Annotated in this window: 15 protein-coding genes, 1 tRNA gene and 1 pseudogene; 4 read left to right on the forward strand and 13 right to left on the reverse strand. The window is 72.0% G+C overall.

Annotation, left to right across the window (positions count from 1 at the left end; genetic code table 11):
- Positions 1-55: 55 nt before the first annotated feature.
- A pseudogene (locus ABT041_RS18880) lies at positions 56-1,558 on the forward strand (MDR family MFS transporter); the annotation flags it as partial.
- A 102-nt stretch (positions 1,559-1,660) separates the two neighbouring features.
- On the opposite strand, the gene ABT041_RS18885 reads toward ABT041_RS18880, so the two are convergent.
- The 9 genes from ABT041_RS18885 to ABT041_RS18925 form a co-directional block, all read right to left on the reverse strand.
- Positions 1,661-2,443, reverse strand: coding sequence for a TetR/AcrR family transcriptional regulator (locus ABT041_RS18885; protein ID WP_351185656.1), 783 nt, complete (start codon positions 2,441-2,443; stop codon positions 1,661-1,663).
- 35 nt (positions 2,444-2,478) lie between these two features.
- Positions 2,479-3,978: an MFS transporter gene (locus ABT041_RS18890; RefSeq protein WP_351185659.1), complete on the reverse strand. Its 1,500-nt coding sequence runs from the start codon at positions 3,976-3,978 to the stop codon at positions 2,479-2,481.
- Between the two features lie 89 nt (positions 3,979-4,067).
- Positions 4,068-6,218 (reverse strand): ArnT family glycosyltransferase, encoded by a 2,151-nt coding sequence (locus ABT041_RS18895; RefSeq protein WP_351185662.1) that lies wholly within the window; start codon positions 6,216-6,218, stop codon positions 4,068-4,070.
- Complete coding sequence (locus ABT041_RS18900; RefSeq protein WP_351185665.1) at positions 6,215-7,474, reverse strand: bifunctional glycosyltransferase family 2/GtrA family protein; 1,260 nt, start codon at positions 7,472-7,474, stop codon at positions 6,215-6,217. Before ABT041_RS18900 ends, ABT041_RS18895 begins: the two co-directional genes overlap by 4 nt.
- A 26-nt stretch (positions 7,475-7,500) precedes the next feature.
- Positions 7,501-9,036: a sensor histidine kinase gene (locus tag ABT041_RS18905; protein WP_351185668.1), complete on the reverse strand. Its 1,536-nt coding sequence runs from the start codon at positions 9,034-9,036 to the stop codon at positions 7,501-7,503.
- Between the two features lie 5 nt (positions 9,037-9,041).
- A complete protein-coding gene (locus tag ABT041_RS18910) occupies positions 9,042-9,785 on the reverse strand; it encodes a response regulator transcription factor (RefSeq protein WP_351185671.1) in 744 nt (247 codons plus the stop codon).
- 72 nt (positions 9,786-9,857) lie between these two features.
- Entirely contained in the window at positions 9,858-10,739 is an 882-nt protein-coding gene (locus ABT041_RS18915) for an amidohydrolase family protein (protein ID WP_351185674.1), read from the reverse strand.
- A complete protein-coding gene (locus ABT041_RS18920) occupies positions 10,726-11,061 on the reverse strand; it encodes an antibiotic biosynthesis monooxygenase family protein (RefSeq protein ID WP_351185677.1) in 336 nt (111 codons plus the stop codon). Before ABT041_RS18920 ends, ABT041_RS18915 begins: the two co-directional genes overlap by 14 nt.
- A gap of 194 nt (positions 11,062-11,255) precedes the next feature.
- Positions 11,256-12,125, reverse strand: a complete 870-nt coding sequence (locus ABT041_RS18925; protein ID WP_351185680.1) for a DUF2797 domain-containing protein — start codon at positions 12,123-12,125, stop codon at positions 11,256-11,258.
- Positions 12,126-12,169: 44 nt separating this feature from the next.
- Here ABT041_RS18925 and ABT041_RS18930 point away from each other — a divergent pair, with 44 nt between their 5' ends.
- The gene (locus ABT041_RS18930; protein ID WP_351185683.1) at positions 12,170-12,571 is read left to right on the forward strand and encodes a hypothetical protein; all 402 of its coding nucleotides are present in this window, start codon (positions 12,170-12,172) and stop codon (positions 12,569-12,571) included.
- Here ABT041_RS18930 and ABT041_RS18935 read toward each other — a convergent pair.
- A complete protein-coding gene (locus ABT041_RS18935) occupies positions 12,556-13,383 on the reverse strand; it encodes a BRO family protein (RefSeq protein WP_351185686.1) in 828 nt (275 codons plus the stop codon). The two genes, ABT041_RS18930 and ABT041_RS18935, sit on opposite strands and share 16 nt — an antisense overlap.
- 171 nt (positions 13,384-13,554) lie before the next feature.
- Positions 13,555-13,920: a PH domain-containing protein gene (locus ABT041_RS18940; protein ID WP_351185689.1), complete on the reverse strand. Its 366-nt coding sequence runs from the start codon at positions 13,918-13,920 to the stop codon at positions 13,555-13,557.
- Between the two features lie 124 nt (positions 13,921-14,044).
- On the opposite strand from ABT041_RS18940, the gene ABT041_RS18945 reads away from it, so the two are divergent.
- Together ABT041_RS18945 and ABT041_RS18950 are read left to right on the forward strand one after the other, a co-directional pair.
- Positions 14,045-14,992 carry an RNA polymerase sigma-70 factor gene (locus ABT041_RS18945; RefSeq protein WP_351185692.1) on the forward strand — a complete coding sequence of 316 codons (948 nt, stop codon included), beginning with the start codon at positions 14,045-14,047 and terminating at the stop codon, positions 14,990-14,992.
- Positions 14,993-15,085: 93 nt separating this feature from the next.
- Positions 15,086-16,282 (forward strand): NAD(P)/FAD-dependent oxidoreductase, encoded by a 1,197-nt coding sequence (locus ABT041_RS18950; RefSeq protein WP_351185695.1) that lies wholly within the window; start codon positions 15,086-15,088, stop codon positions 16,280-16,282.
- A 70-nt stretch (positions 16,283-16,352) separates the two neighbouring features.
- Here the strand turns inward: ABT041_RS18950 and ABT041_RS18955 are convergent, their stop codons facing one another.
- Positions 16,353-16,607, reverse strand: coding sequence for a hypothetical protein (locus ABT041_RS18955; protein ID WP_351185697.1), 255 nt, complete (start codon positions 16,605-16,607; stop codon positions 16,353-16,355).
- A gap of 376 nt (positions 16,608-16,983) precedes the next feature.
- Positions 16,984-17,056, reverse strand: a tRNA-Arg gene (locus ABT041_RS18960).
- Positions 17,057-17,150: the final 94 nt, after the last annotated feature.

Below are 17,150 nucleotides of genomic sequence, written 5' to 3' on the forward strand. Positions count from 1 at the left end.
CACCGGTGCGCGGGACGGCGTCACCGGTACCGGCGGTGGCGGCGACTCCGCCCCGATGACGCACCGGCAGATCATGGAGGCGCTGTCCGGGCTGCTGCTCGGCATGTTCGTCGCCATCCTGTCCTCGACGATCGTCTCCAACGCCCTTCCGCAGATCATCACCGACCTGGGCGGCGGCCAGTCCGCCTACACCTGGGTCGTGACCGCGGCCCTCCTGGCGATGACCGCGACCACCCCGCTCTGGGGCAAGCTCGCCGACCTCTTCTCCAAGAAGCTGCTCGTCCAGATAGCCCTGATCGTCTACGTCGCGGGCTCGGTCGTCGCCGGTCTCTCGCAGAGCACCGGCATGCTCATCGCCTGCCGTGTCGTCCAGGGCATCGGCGTCGGCGGTCTGACCGCCCTCTCCCAGATCATCCTGGCCGCGATGATCGCCCCGCGCGAGCGCGGCCGGTACAGCGGCTACCTCGGCGCGACCTTCGCCGTCGCCACCGTCGGCGGCCCGCTGCTCGGCGGCGTCATCACCGACACCGACTGGCTCGGCTGGCGCTGGTGCTTCTACGTCGGCGTGCCCTTCGCGATCATCGCCCTGATCGTCCTGCAGAAGACCCTGAAGCTCCCCGTCGTGAAGCGCCAGGTCAAGGTCGACTGGGCCGGCGCCCTCTTCATCAGCGCCGCCGTCTCCCTGCTCCTCATCTGGGTCACCTTCGCGGGCGACAAGTACGACTGGATGTCCTGGCAGACGGCCGTCATGGTCGGCGGCTCGGTCCTCCTCGGCGCGGTCTTCGTGCTCGTCGAGTCGAAGGCGAGCGAGCCGATCATCCCGCTGCGCCTCTTCCGCAACCGGACCATCACCCTCGCCTCGCTCGCCTCGCTCTTCGTGGGTGTCGCGATGTTCGCCGGCACGGTGTTCTTCAGCCAGTACTTCCAGCTGGCGCGCAACGAGTCGCCGACGATGTCCGGCGTCCTCACCATCCCGATGATCGGCGGCCTGTTCGTCTCCTCGACCGTCTCGGGCCTGATCATCACCAAGACCGGCCGCTGGAAGGCGTGGCTGGTCAGCGGTGGCGCCCTGGCGGCCGGCGGCCTCGGCCTGCTCGGCACGATCCGCTACGACACGGCGTACTGGCACATCGCGCTGTTCATGGCGGTCCTCGGCCTCGGCCTCGGCATGATGATGCAGAACCTGGTCCTGTGCACCCAGAACCAGGTGGCCCCCGCCGACCTCGGCGCCGCCTCCTCCGTCGTCACCTTCTTCCGCTCCCTGGGCGGTGCGGTCGGTGTCTCGGCGCTCGGCGCGGTCATGGCCCACCGGGTCACGGACTACGTCAAGGAAGGCCTGGCCGAGCTCGGCCCGAAGGCCGCGGCGGCCCTGGGCAAGGGCGGTTCGGGCGGCGGCATCCCCGACATGGACAAGCTGCCGGCCCCGATCCGTACGGTCATGGAGGACGCGTACGGGCACGGTGTCGCGGACGTCTTCCTCTACTCGGCGCCGTTCGCGCTGCTCGCCTTCGTGGTGACGCTGTTCATCAAGGAAGTCGCGCTGAAGAGCAACACGGCGAAGGTCTCCGAGAAGGCCTAGAAAAGCTCCCGGGCGCGCTTCGAGCGGAGGCGCGGCCGGGTCCGGTACGGAGCGGCGGGCAGGGGACGGCCCGCCGCTCCGTCATTTCTCCGTGTCGCCCGCGGCTTCGCGCGCGACCATGACCTCGATGCCGGCGATCAGGACGTCCAGGGCGTAGTCGAAGTCGCGGTCCCAGAGGGCGCTGAGGTCGTCGTGCGAGGTCCGCTCGTCGAGGATCTCCCGCAGGCCCTCGATCCGGTCCGTGAGTTCCGGGTCGTCCCGGAAGGCGTTCACCGAGTCCACGTAGAACTCGTCCTGCGACATCCCGGCCTCCGCCGCGCGCCGGCCGAACTGGGACTCGACCGTGCCGTAGCCGTACACGAACTGGAAGACCGCCGACATCGCGCTCGGCCTCCGGTCGAGGGAGAGACCGGTCTCCTTGATCGTGTCGTGGATCTTGTGGCCGACGGCGATCGAGTTCGGGCCGATGTTGAGGTACTGGCCGGCGCTCGGCGACATCCATCCGTGGCGGACGAGCATCCGCCGGTAGTCCAGGGCGAGCAGCCGGATCCGCTCCTGCCAGGTCCCGGCGGCGTCGACCGCCGCGAGGTCGATCTCGCCGTAGACGCTGTCCATGGCGTACTCGATGATGTCGTCCTTGGTGTCCACGTACCAGTAGAGGGACATGGCCGTGACGCCCAGCTCGGTCGCGAGTTTGCGCATCGACAGCTTGGCGAGGCCCTCGTCGTCGAGCATCCGGACCGCGACGGCGACGATCCGGTCCCGGTCGAGCCCGGCCGGGCCGCCGCCGCTGCGGGTGGCCCGCTTCTCCAGCCACACGCTGGAACGCGCCGGGTTCTTGGCCCGATCGGCTGCCTTGACCATCGCGTTCCTCCGTCTGTCAGCGGTCCGTCACCATGCTAGGCAGCGACGGGCTGCTCGGTGTTCACGGCCTTCTCCGTGCGCTCGGCCCGCTTGAGCAGGGCCGCCGCGAGGAGGCCGCCGGCGAAGACGGCGATCGCGCCCACCAGCTGGCTGGTCTGGAGGCCGGAGGCGAAGGCGTCCGAGATCTGCCGGCGCTCGGCCTCGCCGCCCGCGGCGGCCAGGGCGGCGGGGAGGGAGGTCGCGGTGACGGCGACGAGGGCGGCGAAACGGGCGTTGAGCACGGCTCCGAGGACGGCGACGCCCAGGCCGTTGCCGAACTCCGCGAGGGTGCCGTTGATCCCGGCGCCCACGCCCGCCTTCTCCGGCGGGATCGCGCTCATCACCGCGTTGGCCATGGCCGGTGAGGAGACGGCGATGCCGACGCCCATGAGGACGAGGCCGAGCAGCATCCCCCCGTAGCTGCCGTCCGTGCCGCCGCCGAGCAGAGCGATCGAGGTGAGGCCGGCGGCGACCAGGGTCATGCCGAGGACGACGGTGGGCGGGGTGCCGAGCTTCATGACGATCTTCGGGCCGACGCCGGTCAGGTTGAGGCCGACGATCGTCAGGGCGAGCGGCGCCATCCGGAGACCGGCTTCGAGCGGCTCGTACCCGAGGACGAACTGCAGGTGCTGGGTGAGCAGGAAGAGCGAGCCGCCCATGCCGAAGACGACCAGGATCGAACCGCCGATGGCGCCGATGAACTTCTGGTTCCGGAAGAAGTGCATGTCGAGCATCGGGTACGGGGTGTGCAGCTCCCACAGTGCGAAGGCGCCGAGCCCGAGGACACCGATCCCGGCCGGGACGAGGACCTGCGCGGAGAGCCACCCGTGCTCGGGGCCGCTGATGATCGCGTACACGACGGCGGTCATGCCGATGGTGGAGAGCAGCGCGCCCAGCAGGTCGGGGCGCTCGCCCTGGCGGTTCTTGGACTCCGGGACGAGCTTGAGGACGGCGACGAGGGCGAGCGCCGCGACCGGGATGTTGATCAGGAAGATCATTCCCCACCAGAAGTGGTTCAGGATCACGCCGCCGATCAGGGGGCCGCCGGCGAAGCCGAGCGAGGCGACCGTGGACCAGAGCGCGATGGCCTTGACCCGCTCCGAGTCGTCGAAGATCTGCATCACGACGGCGAGGGTGGTGGTCATCAGGAGCGCGCCGCCGACGCCCATGCCCGCGCGGGCGGCGATCAGCTGGCCGGTGGAGCCGGCGAGTCCCGCGGCGAGCGAGCCGAGGCCGAAGAGCGCGAGACCGGTGGCGAGGAGCTTCTTGCGGCCGTAGCGGTCGGCGGCGTTGCCGGCGGTGAGCAGCAGGCCGGACTGGACGAGCGAGTACGCGTTGATCATCCACTGGATGTCGGTGGTGGAGGCGTGCAGCTCGGAGGTCAGCGAGGGGATGGCGACGCTGAGCACGGTGTTGTCGAGCAGCACGGTGAGCTGGGCGAGACAGATGACGCCGAGGATCAGCCAGCGCTGGGGGTGGCCGCCGGTAGCTGTCATGGGAGGGGACTCCTATACGGTGTACGAGGCCAAGGCTCGTACACCGTATAGGAGCTCTCTTACGGTGTATAGGGATTTTCTTCTTCGGGCTACTTCCTGCTGGTCAGGTCGTAGAAGGTGGCTCCGTCGACCGTGGTCTTGTCGAACGTGGACTCCACCCACGACGTGATCTCGGCCGAGCTGCCGCCCGCGCCGAAGCCGCCGCCGGAGGCGAGGAAGTAGTGGATCTTCCCCTCGGCCACGTACTGCTTGAACTGCGCGAGGGTCGGTGACGGGTCGCTGCCGTTGAAGCCGCCGATCGCCATGACCGGCTTCCCGGTGGCGAGCTGGTAACTGGCCGCGTTCTGCGCGCCGATCGCCGCGCCGACCCACGTGTAGTCGTCGGCGTCCGCCATGAGCTTCCGCTTGGCCTCGGTGCCGACGTCGGCACCGTTGAGCAGGCCGCCGACGGCGCCGGGCCGGGCGCCCTCGGGGAGCTGCGGGCCGGCGGGAGCCTGACCGCCGGGAGCCTGACCGGGGGCCTGACCGCCCTGACCGCCGGGAGCCTGGCCGCCGCCCGGCGGCCGGCCCTGGCCCAGACCCTGCCCCTGCCCCTGCCCCTGGCCCATGCCCTGGCCGCCGCCCGGTCCTGGGCCGTAGAGGACGAACACCGGTCCGCCCCGCATGCCCGGGCCCCGGCCGCCCATCGCCGCGCCGGCCGGACCGGCCGTCACGATCGAGCCCTGATGGCCGTCGGCCAGGGTCGCCAGGGTGTACGCGAAGGGGCCCGCGAGGCCCGCCGCGAGGCCGAGGCCGGCCGCCGCGAGGCCGAACCGCCGGTCAGCCCCTCGGATGCGAACCGCGAGCAGCAGCCCGAGCGCCGCCGCGCACCCGGCGACGAGCACCGTCCAGCGCAGCCACGGCAGCCAGTCCGGCGTACGGCCCAGCAGCATCCAGCCCCACACCGCCGTCACCGCGACCGAGGCGGCGAGGGCCGCCGAGGCGGGGAACCGGGTCCGCTCCTCCCACAGCACCGCCGCGCCCATGCCGGTCAGGGCGGCGAGGTACGGGGCCATGGCCACCGTGTAGTACTCGTGGAAGATGCCGGCCATGAAGCTGAAGACGGCCGTCGTCACCAGCAGCGAGCCGCCCCACACCAGGAACGCCGAGCGCGCCGTGTCCGTACGCGGCGCCCGCCAGGTCACCACGAGCCCGGCGACGAGGAGCAGCAGCGCGGCCGGGAGCAGCCAGGAGATCTGGCCGCCGACCTGGTCGTTGAACATCCGGCCGATGCCGGTCTCGCCCCAGCCTCCGCCGGCGCGGACGGGCAGTTCCATCCCGCCCGGCAGGTTCTCCGTGACCCTGCCGGCGCCGCCACGGCCGCCGACGCTGCCGACCTCGTCGCCGTTGATGCGGCCGAGGCCGTTGTAGCCGAAGGTGAGCTCCAGGAAGCTGTTGCTCTGCGAGCCTCCGACGTACGGACGGGAGGACTGCGGCCACAGCTCGACCAGGGCCACCCACCAGCCCGCCGAGACGAGCATCGCGAGCCCGCCCAGGGCGATCCGGCCGAGCCGCCGCCCGAGGCCGCCGGGCGCGCACACCACGTACACGAGGGCGAGCGGCGGCAGGATCAGGAAGGCCTGGAGGGTCTTCGCGAGGAACGCGAAGCCGAGGGCCACGCCCGCCCGCACGAGCCACTTCGCGCTGCCCTCCTCCCGCTCCAGGGCGCGCAGCACGCAGTACACGGCGACCGTCATCAGGAGCGCGAGCAACGCGTCCGGGTTGTTGAAGCGGAACATCAGCGCGGCGACGGGCGTCAGGGCGAGGACCGCGCCCGCGATCAGGCCGGCGCCGGCGCCGAAGCGGCGCCGGACGGCCGCGTAGAGCACGGCGACCGTGCCCACGCCCATGAGCACCTCGGGCACGAGGATCTGCCAGGAGCCGAGGCCGAAGAGCCGGACGGACAGGGCCATCGGCCAGAGCGCGGCCGGCGGCTTGTCGACGGTGATGGCGTTGGCCGCGTCGAGGGAGCCGAAGAAGAAGGCCTTCCAGCTCTCGGAGCCCGCCTGGACGGCGGCGGAGTAGAAGGAGTTGGCGTACCCGGAGGCGCTCAGGTTCCACAGGTAGAGCAGCGCGGTGGCGGCGAGCAGGCCGAGGAAGGCGGGCCGGACCCAGGGGGCGTCCTCGGCGCGGCCGCGCCACAGCCGCGCGAGCGGGCCGCTGCGGGGCGCCGCGTGGACGGCGATGGGCGGAGTGGTCATCGTTCGTTCCTTGTGGGGGCGCGGTCCGGGAAGACCCAGAGCCGGAAGAGGAGGAAGCGCAGGACGGTCGCGGCGAGGTTGGCGACGATCAGGACGGCGAGCTCGGTGGCGTGCGCCGGATCGCCGGTCGCCGCGTCGAGCGCGGCGAGCGAACCGCTGGTCAGGGCGAGGCCGATGGCGAGGACCACGAGCCCCTGCGCCTGGTGGCGGACGGCCCGGTCCCGGCCCCGTACGCCGAAGGTGAGGCGCCGGTTGGCGGCCGTGTTGGCGACGGCGGAGACCAGCAGGGCGGCGGCGTTGGCGAGCTGCGGGCCGACGCCGAGGCGGAAGGCCGAGTACAGCGCCAGGTAGAACAGCGTGGACAGGGCCCCGACCACGCAGAAGCCGACGAGCTGGCGGGCGAGTCCGCCCGGCACACCGTTCAGTTCACGGTCGCGGGGGTCGTCGCCGAAGGGCCGGGCGAGCCGGTCGAGGGGCAGCGAACCGGTCGCGAGGGCCCGCCCCACCCGCCAGACGCCCTTGAGGTCGTCGGTGGCCGTCTTCACGATGTGCACGGTCGAGTCCGGGTCGTCGACCCAGTCGACCGGCACCTCGTGGATGCGGAGCCCGGCCCGCTCGGCCAGCACCAGCATCTCGGTGTCGAAGAACCAGCCGGTGTCCTCCACCATCGGCAGGAGCCGCTCGGCGACCTCCCGCCGTATGGCCTTGAAGCCGCACTGCGCGTCGGAGAACCGGGCGGCGAGCGAGGAGCGCAGGATCAGGTTGTAGGCGCGCGAGATGAACTCCCGCTTCGGCCCGCGCACCACCCGCGAGGAGCGGGAGAGCCGGGAGCCGATCGCCAGGTCCGAGTGGCCGGAGATGAGGGGCGCGACCAGCGGGAGCAGGGCGTTGAGGTCGGTGGACAGGTCCACGTCCATGTAGGCGAGGACGGGCGCGTCCGAGGCCGACCACACGGTCCGCAGCGCCCGCCCGCGGCCCTTCTGCTCCAGCCGCACGGAGCGCACCTCGGGCACCTCGGCGGCGAGGGCGGCTGCGACGTCGGGGGTCGTGTCGGTGGAGGCGTTGTCGGCGACGGTGATGCGGAAGCCGTACGGGAAGGTCCGGAGGAGGTGCTCGTGGAGCCGGCGGACACACGGCTCCAGGTCCTTCTCCTCGTTGTAGACGGGGATGACCACGTCCAGGACGGGCCGTCCGGCCACGTTCACCGGCAGGTGCTCCCGGGCGGGAAGGGCTTCCCCGAGGGTTTGGGTTCGCATGACAGGGACCCTCCCGGGCCCCGCTGTCACGGCTGTGTGATGAGCCTGTGGCCTGCCTGTGAGTCCCGGGCGGCGTCCTTCTTCGCGGCGGGCAGCCGGACGGTGAAGACGGTCCGGCCGGGGGCGCTCTCGACGGTCACGTCTCCGCCGTGGGCGAGCACGACCGCGCGGACGATGGCGAGACCGAGGCCGGTGGATCCGGCGTTCCGGGAGCGGGAGGCGTCGCCGCGCGCGAAGCGTTCGAAGACGGCGGGGAGCAGCGCGGGCGGGATGCCGGGGCCGTCGTCCCCGATCTCGACGAGCGTGGCCGTGGCTTCGGTGCGGACGCGTGCGGTGACCTTGGTGCCGGGCGGGGTGTGGGTACGGGCGTTGGCGAGGAGGTTGACCAGGACCTGGTGGAGCCGGGCGCCGTCGGCCCGTACGACCGCGCCGTCCGTGGGCAGTTCGAGGCGCCAGTGGTGGTCGGGTCCGGCGGCGCGGGCGTCGCTGACGGCGTCCACGACGAGCGGGACGAGGTCGATCGTCTCGTACGACAGGGGCCGGCCCGCGTCGAGCCGGGCGAGCAGCAGGAGGTCCTCGACCAGGCCCGTCATGCGGGTCGCCTCGGACTCGATGCGGAGGAGGGCGTGCCGGGTGTCGGGGCCGCACTCCTCGTGGCCGCGCCGGGTGAGCTCCGCGTAGCCCCGGATCGAGGCGAGCGGGGTGCGCAGCTCGTGGCTGGCGTCCGCGACGAACTGCCGCACCCGGGTCTCGCTCTGCTGGCGGGCGTCGAGGGCCGAGTGGACGTGGTCGAGCATCCGGTTGAGGGCCGCGCCGACCTGGCCGACCTCGGTGCGCGGGTCTGCCTCGGCCACCGGGACCCGCTGATGGAGCGCCACCTCCCCGCTGTGCAGCGGGAGTCGGGTGACCTGACGGGCGGTGATGGCCACCCGCCGCAGCGGGCGGAGGGCGACCCGGACGAGCAGGGTCCCGGCGAGCGAGGCGGCGACGAGCCCGGCGCCCGTGACGCTCAGCTCGACGAGGACGAGGGTGGACAGGGCGTCCTCGACCTCGGTGAGGGGGATGCCGGTGAGGAACTCGCCGTGGGCGCCGGCGGAGTACTGGACCCGGTACGAGCCGAGCCCGCCGGGCAGCTCGACGGTGTGCGGCCTGCCGTCCCGCGGGACGGCTTCGAGCGCGGCTCCCTGGGCCGCGCTGACCTTCCTGACCTGGAACTTCGCCCCGTACACCCCGCTGTCCTCGGTCTCCGACTGATATCCGGCGGAGGAGACGCCGTCGCTGGTGAGCACGGCGCCGAGCGTGCCGTTCGGCACGCCCGGCCCGACGACGAAGGCGAGCGGCTCCCGGTCCCCCAGCGGATCGGGCGCGCCCAGGGCGACCGGCGGCCCGGCGGCCCGGTTCGAGACGGCCCGCACCTGCTCGTCGGCCTGGTCGTACAGGTACGAGCGGAACGCGATCGTCGTGACCGTACCGATCACCGCCGCGACGACCGCGATGAGCGCGACCGCCGACACGACGAGCCGGGTCCGCAGCGACCACGGCCGCCCGCGTCGTACGCGCACGGAAGCTACTCCCCCGGCTTGATCAGATAACCGGCTCCGCGCCGGGTGTGGATCATCGGCGAGCGGCCCGCGTCGATCTTCCGGCGCAGATAGGAGATGTAGAGCTCGACGACGTTGGCCTGGCCGCCGAAGTCGTACGACCAGACCCGGTCGAGGATCTGCGCCTTGCTGAGCACCCGGCGCGGATTGCGCATGAGGTAGCGCAGCAGCTCGAACTCGGTCGCGGTGAGGTGGATGGACTCGCCGCCCCGGGTGACCTCGTGGCTGTCCTCGTCGAGGGTCAGGTCCCCCACGGCGAGCAGGGACTCGCTGCGCGTCTGCGCGGCCCCCGACCTGCGGATGAGGCCGCGCAGCCGGGCCACGACCTCCTCCAGGCTGAAGGGCTTGGTGACGTAGTCGTCGCCGCCGGCGGTGAGCCCGGCGATACGGTCCTCGACGGCGTCCTTCGCCGTCAGGAACAGCACGGGTACGTCGGGCAGCTCGCGGCGGATCGAGCCCAGCAGGCTCAGCCCGTCGACGTCCGGGAGCATGATGTCGAGGATGACGACATCGGGCCGGAACTCGCGCGCGGAGCGGAGCGCGGCGGCCCCGTCTCCCGCGCTGCGGACCTGCCAGCCCTCGTAGCGCAGGGCCATGGAGAGCAGCTCGGCGAGCGAGGCCTCGTCGTCGACGACGAGCACCCGGACGGCGGTTCCGTCGGCGCGGAGCAGATCGGCGTGGGTGCCGGTGCGGCGTGTGGTGACGGTCATGGCCCCACGGTGTCGGCCGCCGCTGAGAGGCCTCTTTCCCTTTCCTGTGAATTCCCTGAGAAAGCCCAGGGGTTACGGAGCGTGTTTCACGTGAAACAACGCGGCTCCGTTCCCGTACAGGACCCGCCGGAGCCAGTCGTCCCCGAGCCCGAGGCGTTCGAGGGCGTGGAGCTGGTGGACGTAGGGGTACGGGATGTTCGGGAAGTCCGAGCCGAGGAGGATCCGGTCGCCCAGGTCGAGCAGCCGCTTGCGCTCGGCCTCCGGGAAGGGCGCGAGCCGCTCGCTGAAGTCGGTGAAGGCCATGGTGGTGTCGAGGTGGACGCCCTCGTACCGCTGGGCCAGGTCGAGGAACTCGCCGTACTCCGGCATCCCCATGTGGGCGACGATCACCCGCAGCCGGGGGTGGCGGGCGAGCAGCCGTCCCATGGGCCCGGGGCCGGTGAACTCGCCCGGGGTGGGGCCGGAGCCGCAGTGCACCACGACGGGCGTACGGCTGTCGGCGAGCGTTCCCCAGACGGAGTCGAGCCGGGGATCGCCCGGATCGAAGCCCCCGACCTGGAGGTGCACCTTGAAGACCCGGGCGCCGGCGGCGAGCGCCTGGTGGACGTACGCGTCGACGCCCGGCTCGGGGAAGAAGGTCGCCGTGTGCAGACAGTCGGGGGTGCGGGCGGCGAAGTCGGCGGCCCAGGAGTTCAGCCAGGCGGCCATGCCGGGCTTGTGCGGGTAGAGCATCGCGGTGAAGGCGACCGCGCCGAACCCGCGCAGGAGGGCGAGCCGGCGCTCCTCCTCCTCGCGGTAGGTGATGGGCCACTCGACGCCGGTCAGGGGGCCGACGGCGTCGAAGTACGCCCAGACCTTGTCGAGGACGTTCTGCGGCATGAAGTGCGTGTGTACGTCGACGAGTCCGGGGAGCCCGAGACGCGTCAGCAGCCCTTCGGTCTCACTCGCGCTCAAAGCCGTAGCTCCGCTCGACCTTGCCGATGTGGACGCTGTAACTGTCGTACCAGTGCTTCCGCCCGTGCGCCTTGGCCGCCTGGTGCTCGGCGTGGAGACGCCAGGTGTCCAGGGACTCCAGGTCGCGGAAGTAGGCGACGGTGATGCCGATGCCGCCGGGGGTGCGGGCGGACTCGTAGCCGAGGAAGCCGGCGATCTCCTGGACGACCTCCTGCATCCGGGCGGAGGTCTCGGCGTAGCCCTCGGGGGCGTCGGGACGGACGGAGGTGAACACGGCGGTGTAATAGGGCGGTTCGAGGCCCGCCACCAGCTTCGGGGTCATGTGATCACCCTCGCCGGGGCGGAGGCGGGATGTCCACGGCGGCCCGGGAAAGGGATCCAAGACTTTACGAACGGAGAATCCACGGCTCGGAGAAGGATCCGGGCTCGACCAGGACCTGCGGCTCGGCGCAGGACCCGGGATCAGCGAAGGACCCCGGGATCGAGAAGCACCCGCGGCTCAGCGAAAGACCGGGCTCAGAAGAGCCCCTCCTGGGCGCTCTCGGCCACGGGCGGAGCCACCGCCGTCACCGGCACCGAGAAAGCCTCGTCCGGCCCGGCGGCTTCGAGGATCCAGCCGCCCATGAGCCGGGTGTCGAGGGCGAGACAGCGCCCGTCGGGTACGAGGAGGTGCAGGTCGGGACCGGCGGCGGCGAGCAGTCGCCCGGTGACGACACCGCCGCCGACGAGCTCGGCGACCATGCCGGCGAGCGGGGGCAGTCCGTCGAGGTGGAAGGCCTCCGCGTGGTCGCGCGCGGCGAACTCCAGCGGCTCCAGGGTCTCCGTCCAGCCGCCCACCGCCCGGGCCCGCCGGTACAGCTCCTCGACCTCACGGGCCCGGTCCGCGGCGGGCGGCAGGGCGTGCCGGGCGGCCCGCTTGCGCTCGTACGCCACCCGGTCGGGCACGCCGAGGGCCTGCCGCAGGACCTCCTCGGTGCGCCGGGCGGCCATCAGCGGGCCCCGGCCGAGCCAGCTGAACGCGACGGCGCCCTGCTCCAGGAGCCGGGCCTCGCCGCGGGCCTCGGCGGTGATCCCGACCTTGGTCATGCCGGGCCCGAACCAGGCCAGGTAGACGCGGTAGGGCTGCGGGTCGTCCGCGACGGTGTCGGCCGCGACGGAGTGCGCCCGGTCGAGCCGCGCGCACTCCGGGCACCGCCCGCCGGTGGCCCGCCCGGGGACGACGGCCTCCAGCGGGCAGGGATTGCCGCGGGCACCGGGGCACCGCCGGACGCCGACGGCCCGGAAGGCGAGCGCCTGCCCGTACGTGAGCGTGCTGACGCGCCCGCCCCGCCACCGCAGCCCGGGCACGCCGCCGGCCCAGCCGATCCCCCGGCACCACCACTCCACGCCGCCCGCCCTCCTGAGCTCCCCGGATGCGCCATCCTCCTTGAATGCCCAGTCTCCGCCACATCCGCTTCCAGTCCCCGACCAGAAGCCCGCGGGGCCACCACCCCGGGGTCTTCGGCCTCGCCAACGCCCTGGCCAGGGACGGAAGGCTCTCCGCCGACGAATACGCCGTCTGGCGCGCCTCGAACGACTGGTACGACGCGCACTTCCCCGACCCGACGACGGTGGACCCGACGGTCTACGACCCGGCGGTGAACCCGGGGGCGGCCGCCTGGTTCCGGCCGTCGGCGACCGAGGCGCTGGCCCGGGTCGCCCCGTACCTGCGCATCCTGCGGGACCACGGCGTGCCCTGCGTACGCCTGGAGTCGGCGGACCCGGGCAGGATCGTGTACGAGGACGCGTACCAGGTGGTGGCCGTGGGGCGGAAGGATCAGGGCAGCACGTAGATCCGGGTCCCGTCCGGGGCCGGTCTGCCCACCTCGCGCATGCAGCCGCGTTCGAGCAGGAGACGGACGCAGTCACGGACGCGTTCGCAGGAGAGGCCGGTACAGCGGGTGACGTCCTGGGGCCGGTAGCGCACGCCGCCCCGGACGAGCGCGGGCGCCAGGCAGGAGGCGACCGTCCGCATGTCCCCGGTGATGGCCCAGGACTCGACGAGCTCCTGCGGGGTGAGCGCGACGGCGGCGCCGGTGCGCTGGCGGGGAACGGCGAGCCGCTCCAGGGAGTCGGCGACCCTGGAGAGGTTCTGCCGGGTCTCGCGGAGCAGCTCCGCGTACTCGACGTGTTCGGCGTAGGCGGCGGCCCGTTCGTCGAACCGCCCCTCCAGTCGTACGAGGACGTCGACGAGCTCCGGAGGCAGCAGGTACCCGGCGTGCACCGGCGAGGGTTCGAGCCCGTATCCGCCGTATCGCTGGACCGCCGCGACGACCCCCGCCGTCCACGCCCGGAACGGCCCGGCCTCGGGTCTCCGGCAGGCCCCCACGAGCTGGACGAGCCCCTCCAGGCTCACCATCCGCGTCGACGCCCGGATCCCGGTGGACCGGCCGGGGAAGTCCGCTCCCCCGCCGACGTCCCGCGCGGCCGCCAGGCACTCCTCGGGCAGCGTCACGGTCCGCAGCGCCTCCCGCGTCCCCGCGTATCCGAGCCGTCTCGCCACGTCCGCCAACGGGAACCAGTGGGTCCCGTCCGGCGAGGTCAGCCGCCGCAGGCGCGCTCCGGTGGCGACGTACGCCAGGTCATCGATGTCGATCGCATCCATCGATCATCACCTCCGCCTCGAAAGCTAGGCCGAGGGCATATTCAACTGACATGCAAATCAGACAGGTTCACCCAAAAGGGGAGGGTTTTCAGGGATTCCCCCGAAAACCCTCCCCAGGCGCGCCCACTCGGCGACAAGCAGGCGCGCTTACTTGGCGACGAGCAGGCGCGCCTACTTGGCGACGAACTGCGTCAGGATCGCCTGCACCTCGTAGATGTCGACGCCCTTCGTGAAGGTCTTCTGGATCGGCAGCTGGCTGCCCGAGATCCAGATCTTCAGCTCGGCGTCCAGGTCGAACGTGCCGGCCGTCTCGACCGCGAAGTGCGTGATGCTCCGGTACGGGATCGAGTGGTACTCGACCTTCTTGCCGGTGATCCCCTGCTTGTCGACGAGCACGAGCCGCCGGTCGGTGAAGAAGATGGTGTCGCGGATCAGCAGGTACGCGGCGTGCACCTGCTCCCCCTGGCCGAGCAGCCGCGCGAAGTCCTGCTGCGCCTGCGCCGGATCGATCTTGTGCGCGTTCCCGAAGAGCGCCATGCCCCAAACCCCCACATCGGATGAGAAAAGAAAGATCATCAGACCCTAACTCCCGTCCCCTGAGGGCCGCTACGGCCGTGTGCGGTCTGCCGCGGGGAGCCCCGCCCGGACTAAAATCCGGACCATGCCTCTGACCATGAACGACGTGGACCGGTTCGAGGCCTCGCGGCCCCGCCTTGAGGCGATCGCCTACCGCCTCCTGGGCTCGGCGAGCGAGGCCGAGGACGCCGTGCAGGACACCTTCCTGCGCTGGCAGGCAGCCGACGTCGACCGCATCGAGGTCCCCGAGGCCTGGCTGACGAAGGTCCTCACCAACCTGTGCCTCAACCAGCTCACCTCGGCCCGCGCGCGCCGCGAGACGTACGTGGGCGAGTGGCTGCCCGAGCCCCTGCTCGCCGGCGACCCGATGCTCGGCCCCGCCGACACCGCCGAGCAGCGCGAATCCGTCTCGTACGCCGTCCTCGCCGTCATGGAGCGCCTCTCCCCCAACGAGCGCGCGGTGTACGTCCTCCGGGAGGCCTTCGACTACCCGCACCGGGAGATCGCCGAGATCCTCGACATCAGCGAGGCCGCCAGCCAGCAGATCTTCCACCGCGCCAAGAAGCACGTCGCCGACGGCAAGGCCCGTACGGAGATCGACGAGGCCGAGGCGCGGCGGATCGTCGAGGAGTTCCTCGCCGCGGCCACCAGCGGCCGGACCGAGCCGCTCGTACGGCTCCTGACGGGCGACGCCGTCGCGATCGGCGACGGCGGGGGCAAGGTCCCGGCCCGGGCGAGGGCGTTCGAGGGGGCGCTCGCGGTGGCGACGTTCATGCGGGGCCTGTTCAAGCCCGGCATCGCCAAGCGCAAGGTGATCGGCGGTTCGCCCGACGTCTACGCGACGACCGCGAACGGCTCCCCCGCCGCGGTGGCGGTGCTCGACGGCAAGGTCGTCGGCATCATGTGCCTGGAGGTCACGGCCGAGGGCATCACCGCCTTCCGGAACCAGGTGAACCCGGACAAGCTCGAGCGCGCGACGCGGCACTGGGCGACGACGGACCACGGCGCCCCTCTCGTGGAAGCGGCCTTCTGAGAACCATGTGACCCAGCTCACATCCCACTCCTGTCAGGAATCGCGGGGCTGCCCGGTTCAAGGGTCGAAACCGCGTGAGACAGGAGCAGGCACATGCAGCAGCACCGGATCATCGTCCTCGGAGCCGGCTACACCGGAGCCATCACCGCCGGACGCCTCGCCAAGCAGCTCCACAGCGAGGACGTCGCCATCACCCTCGTCAACGCCGAGCCCGACTTCGTCGAGCGCGTCCGCCTGCACCAGCTGGCGGTCGGCCAGGAGCTCACCCCCCGGCCCTTCAGCGAGATGTTCGCGGGCACGGGCGTCGAACTGAAGCTGGCGAAGGTCACGGCGGTCGACGCCGACCGGAAGACCGTCTCCGTCACGACCGGGACCGGCGCCGAGGAACTGGAGTACGACACCCTCGTGTACGCCCTCGGCAGCGGCTGGAACACCCAGGGCGTCCCCGGCACGGCCGAGCACGCCCACGAGATCTCCAGCCGCCCCGGCGCGCTCCGGCTGCGCGAGCGCCTGGCCGCCCTGGAGGCCGGGCAGTCCGTGGTCGTCGTCGGCGGCGGCCTCACCGGCCTGGAGGCGGCGACCGAGATCGCCGAGGCCCGCCCCGACCTCGACGTCGCGCTCGCGGCCCGCGGCGGTCTGGGCGACTGGCTGTCGGAGAAGGGCCGCGCGCACGTACGGAAGGTCTTCGCCGGCCTCGGCATCACGACGTACGAGCACACCGCGGTCACGGCGGTCGAGGCGGACCGCGTGACCACGGCCGACGGCACCACCGTCCCGGCGGCGGTCACCGTCTGGACCACCGGCTTCGCCGTGCACCCGATCGCACGGGCCACCACCCTGGAGGTCGCCGAGAACGGCCAGATCGTGGTGGACGCGACGATGCGCTCGGTCTCCCACCCGGACGTGTACGCGGTCGGGGACGCGGCCCTGGCGATGGGCCCGGGCGACAAGCCGCTGCGGATGTCGTGCGCCTCGGGCACCCCGATGGCCTGGCTGGCGGCCGACGGCATCGCGGCCCGCCTGACCGGCGGAAAGCTCCCGAAGACGCAGCCGCGCTACCACAACCAGTGCATCTCGCTGGGCCGCAGGGACGGCCTGATCCAGTACGTCACCGCCGACGACCGCTCGGTCAGCGCGGCCCTGACCGGCCGGCTCGCCGCCCGCTACAAGGAACTGATCTGCAAGGGCGCGGCCTGGGGCGTGGCCAACCCGAAGCTCGGCGTCCCGACCCGCCGCCGCCGCATCCTCCGCACCCCGGCCACCCCGGCCCCGGCCACGGCCACGGCCTGACCCGGGTAAGGCGAAGACCCCGAGGGCATCCAGGAGACCTGGAGGCACCTCGGGGCCTTCGCCCTACGACTCACGCCACAACGGTCAACGCGTGGTCCACGCCGGTCGAGAAGTCACCGGCGCTCCCCCGGATCCGCAGCCGGTGCTTCCCGGGGGCCAGAGCGGGCAGCTGGAACCACAGCCCGCACCCGACGGCGTCGACGGTCCCGCCGTCTCCGGTCACCGCGTTCCCCGCGACGCTCCGCACGGCGATCGGGTCACCCTGACGGGTCTCCGGCTCGACGGCCTTGCCGTCGAGCACGACGCTCCCCTTCGCGCTCCGCATGAACTCCTCACACTGTGAGGAGTCTCCGAAGGAATTGACGACGGGAGCGGCGATCGGCCGCCGGGCGCGAACCTCGCACACCCGCTCGACCTGTCCACCGGCCCTCCCGGTCCCAGACGAGATCACAGCGCAGTCCGAGCAGGAAACTCCCGGGTTCCGAGCGGAACTCATGCTCCAGGGTGTTCAAAGCCTGATCCATGCGCGGCATCGTGCCAGCTCCCTCCACGACGGCACCGGCCCCGCTCCGCTTCGCCGTGCGTGCCCGTCGCGCCGAAGTGCGCGTGCTCCCGCTCCGGAACACCCGCCGCACGTGCAGCTCGCTCCTGCTCCCGGAAACGCAAGAGGCCCGGACTCTCGTCCGGGCCTCTCACCTGTGTGCACTCGGCAGGATTCGAACCTGCAACCTTCTGATCCGTAGTCAGATGCTCTATCCGTTAAGCTACGAGTGCTTGTTTTTAGTTCTTGTCTCCGTTTCCCGGCCCTTTCGGCCCGCTGTCCCGGCGACAGGAAGAACATTACATGAGTCCCGCCGTCATGTGAAAT

Origin of the sequence: Streptomyces sp. NPDC002825, from assembly GCF_040295385.1 — a bacterium.
GTDB lineage: Bacteria > Actinomycetota > Actinomycetes > Streptomycetales > Streptomycetaceae > Streptomyces.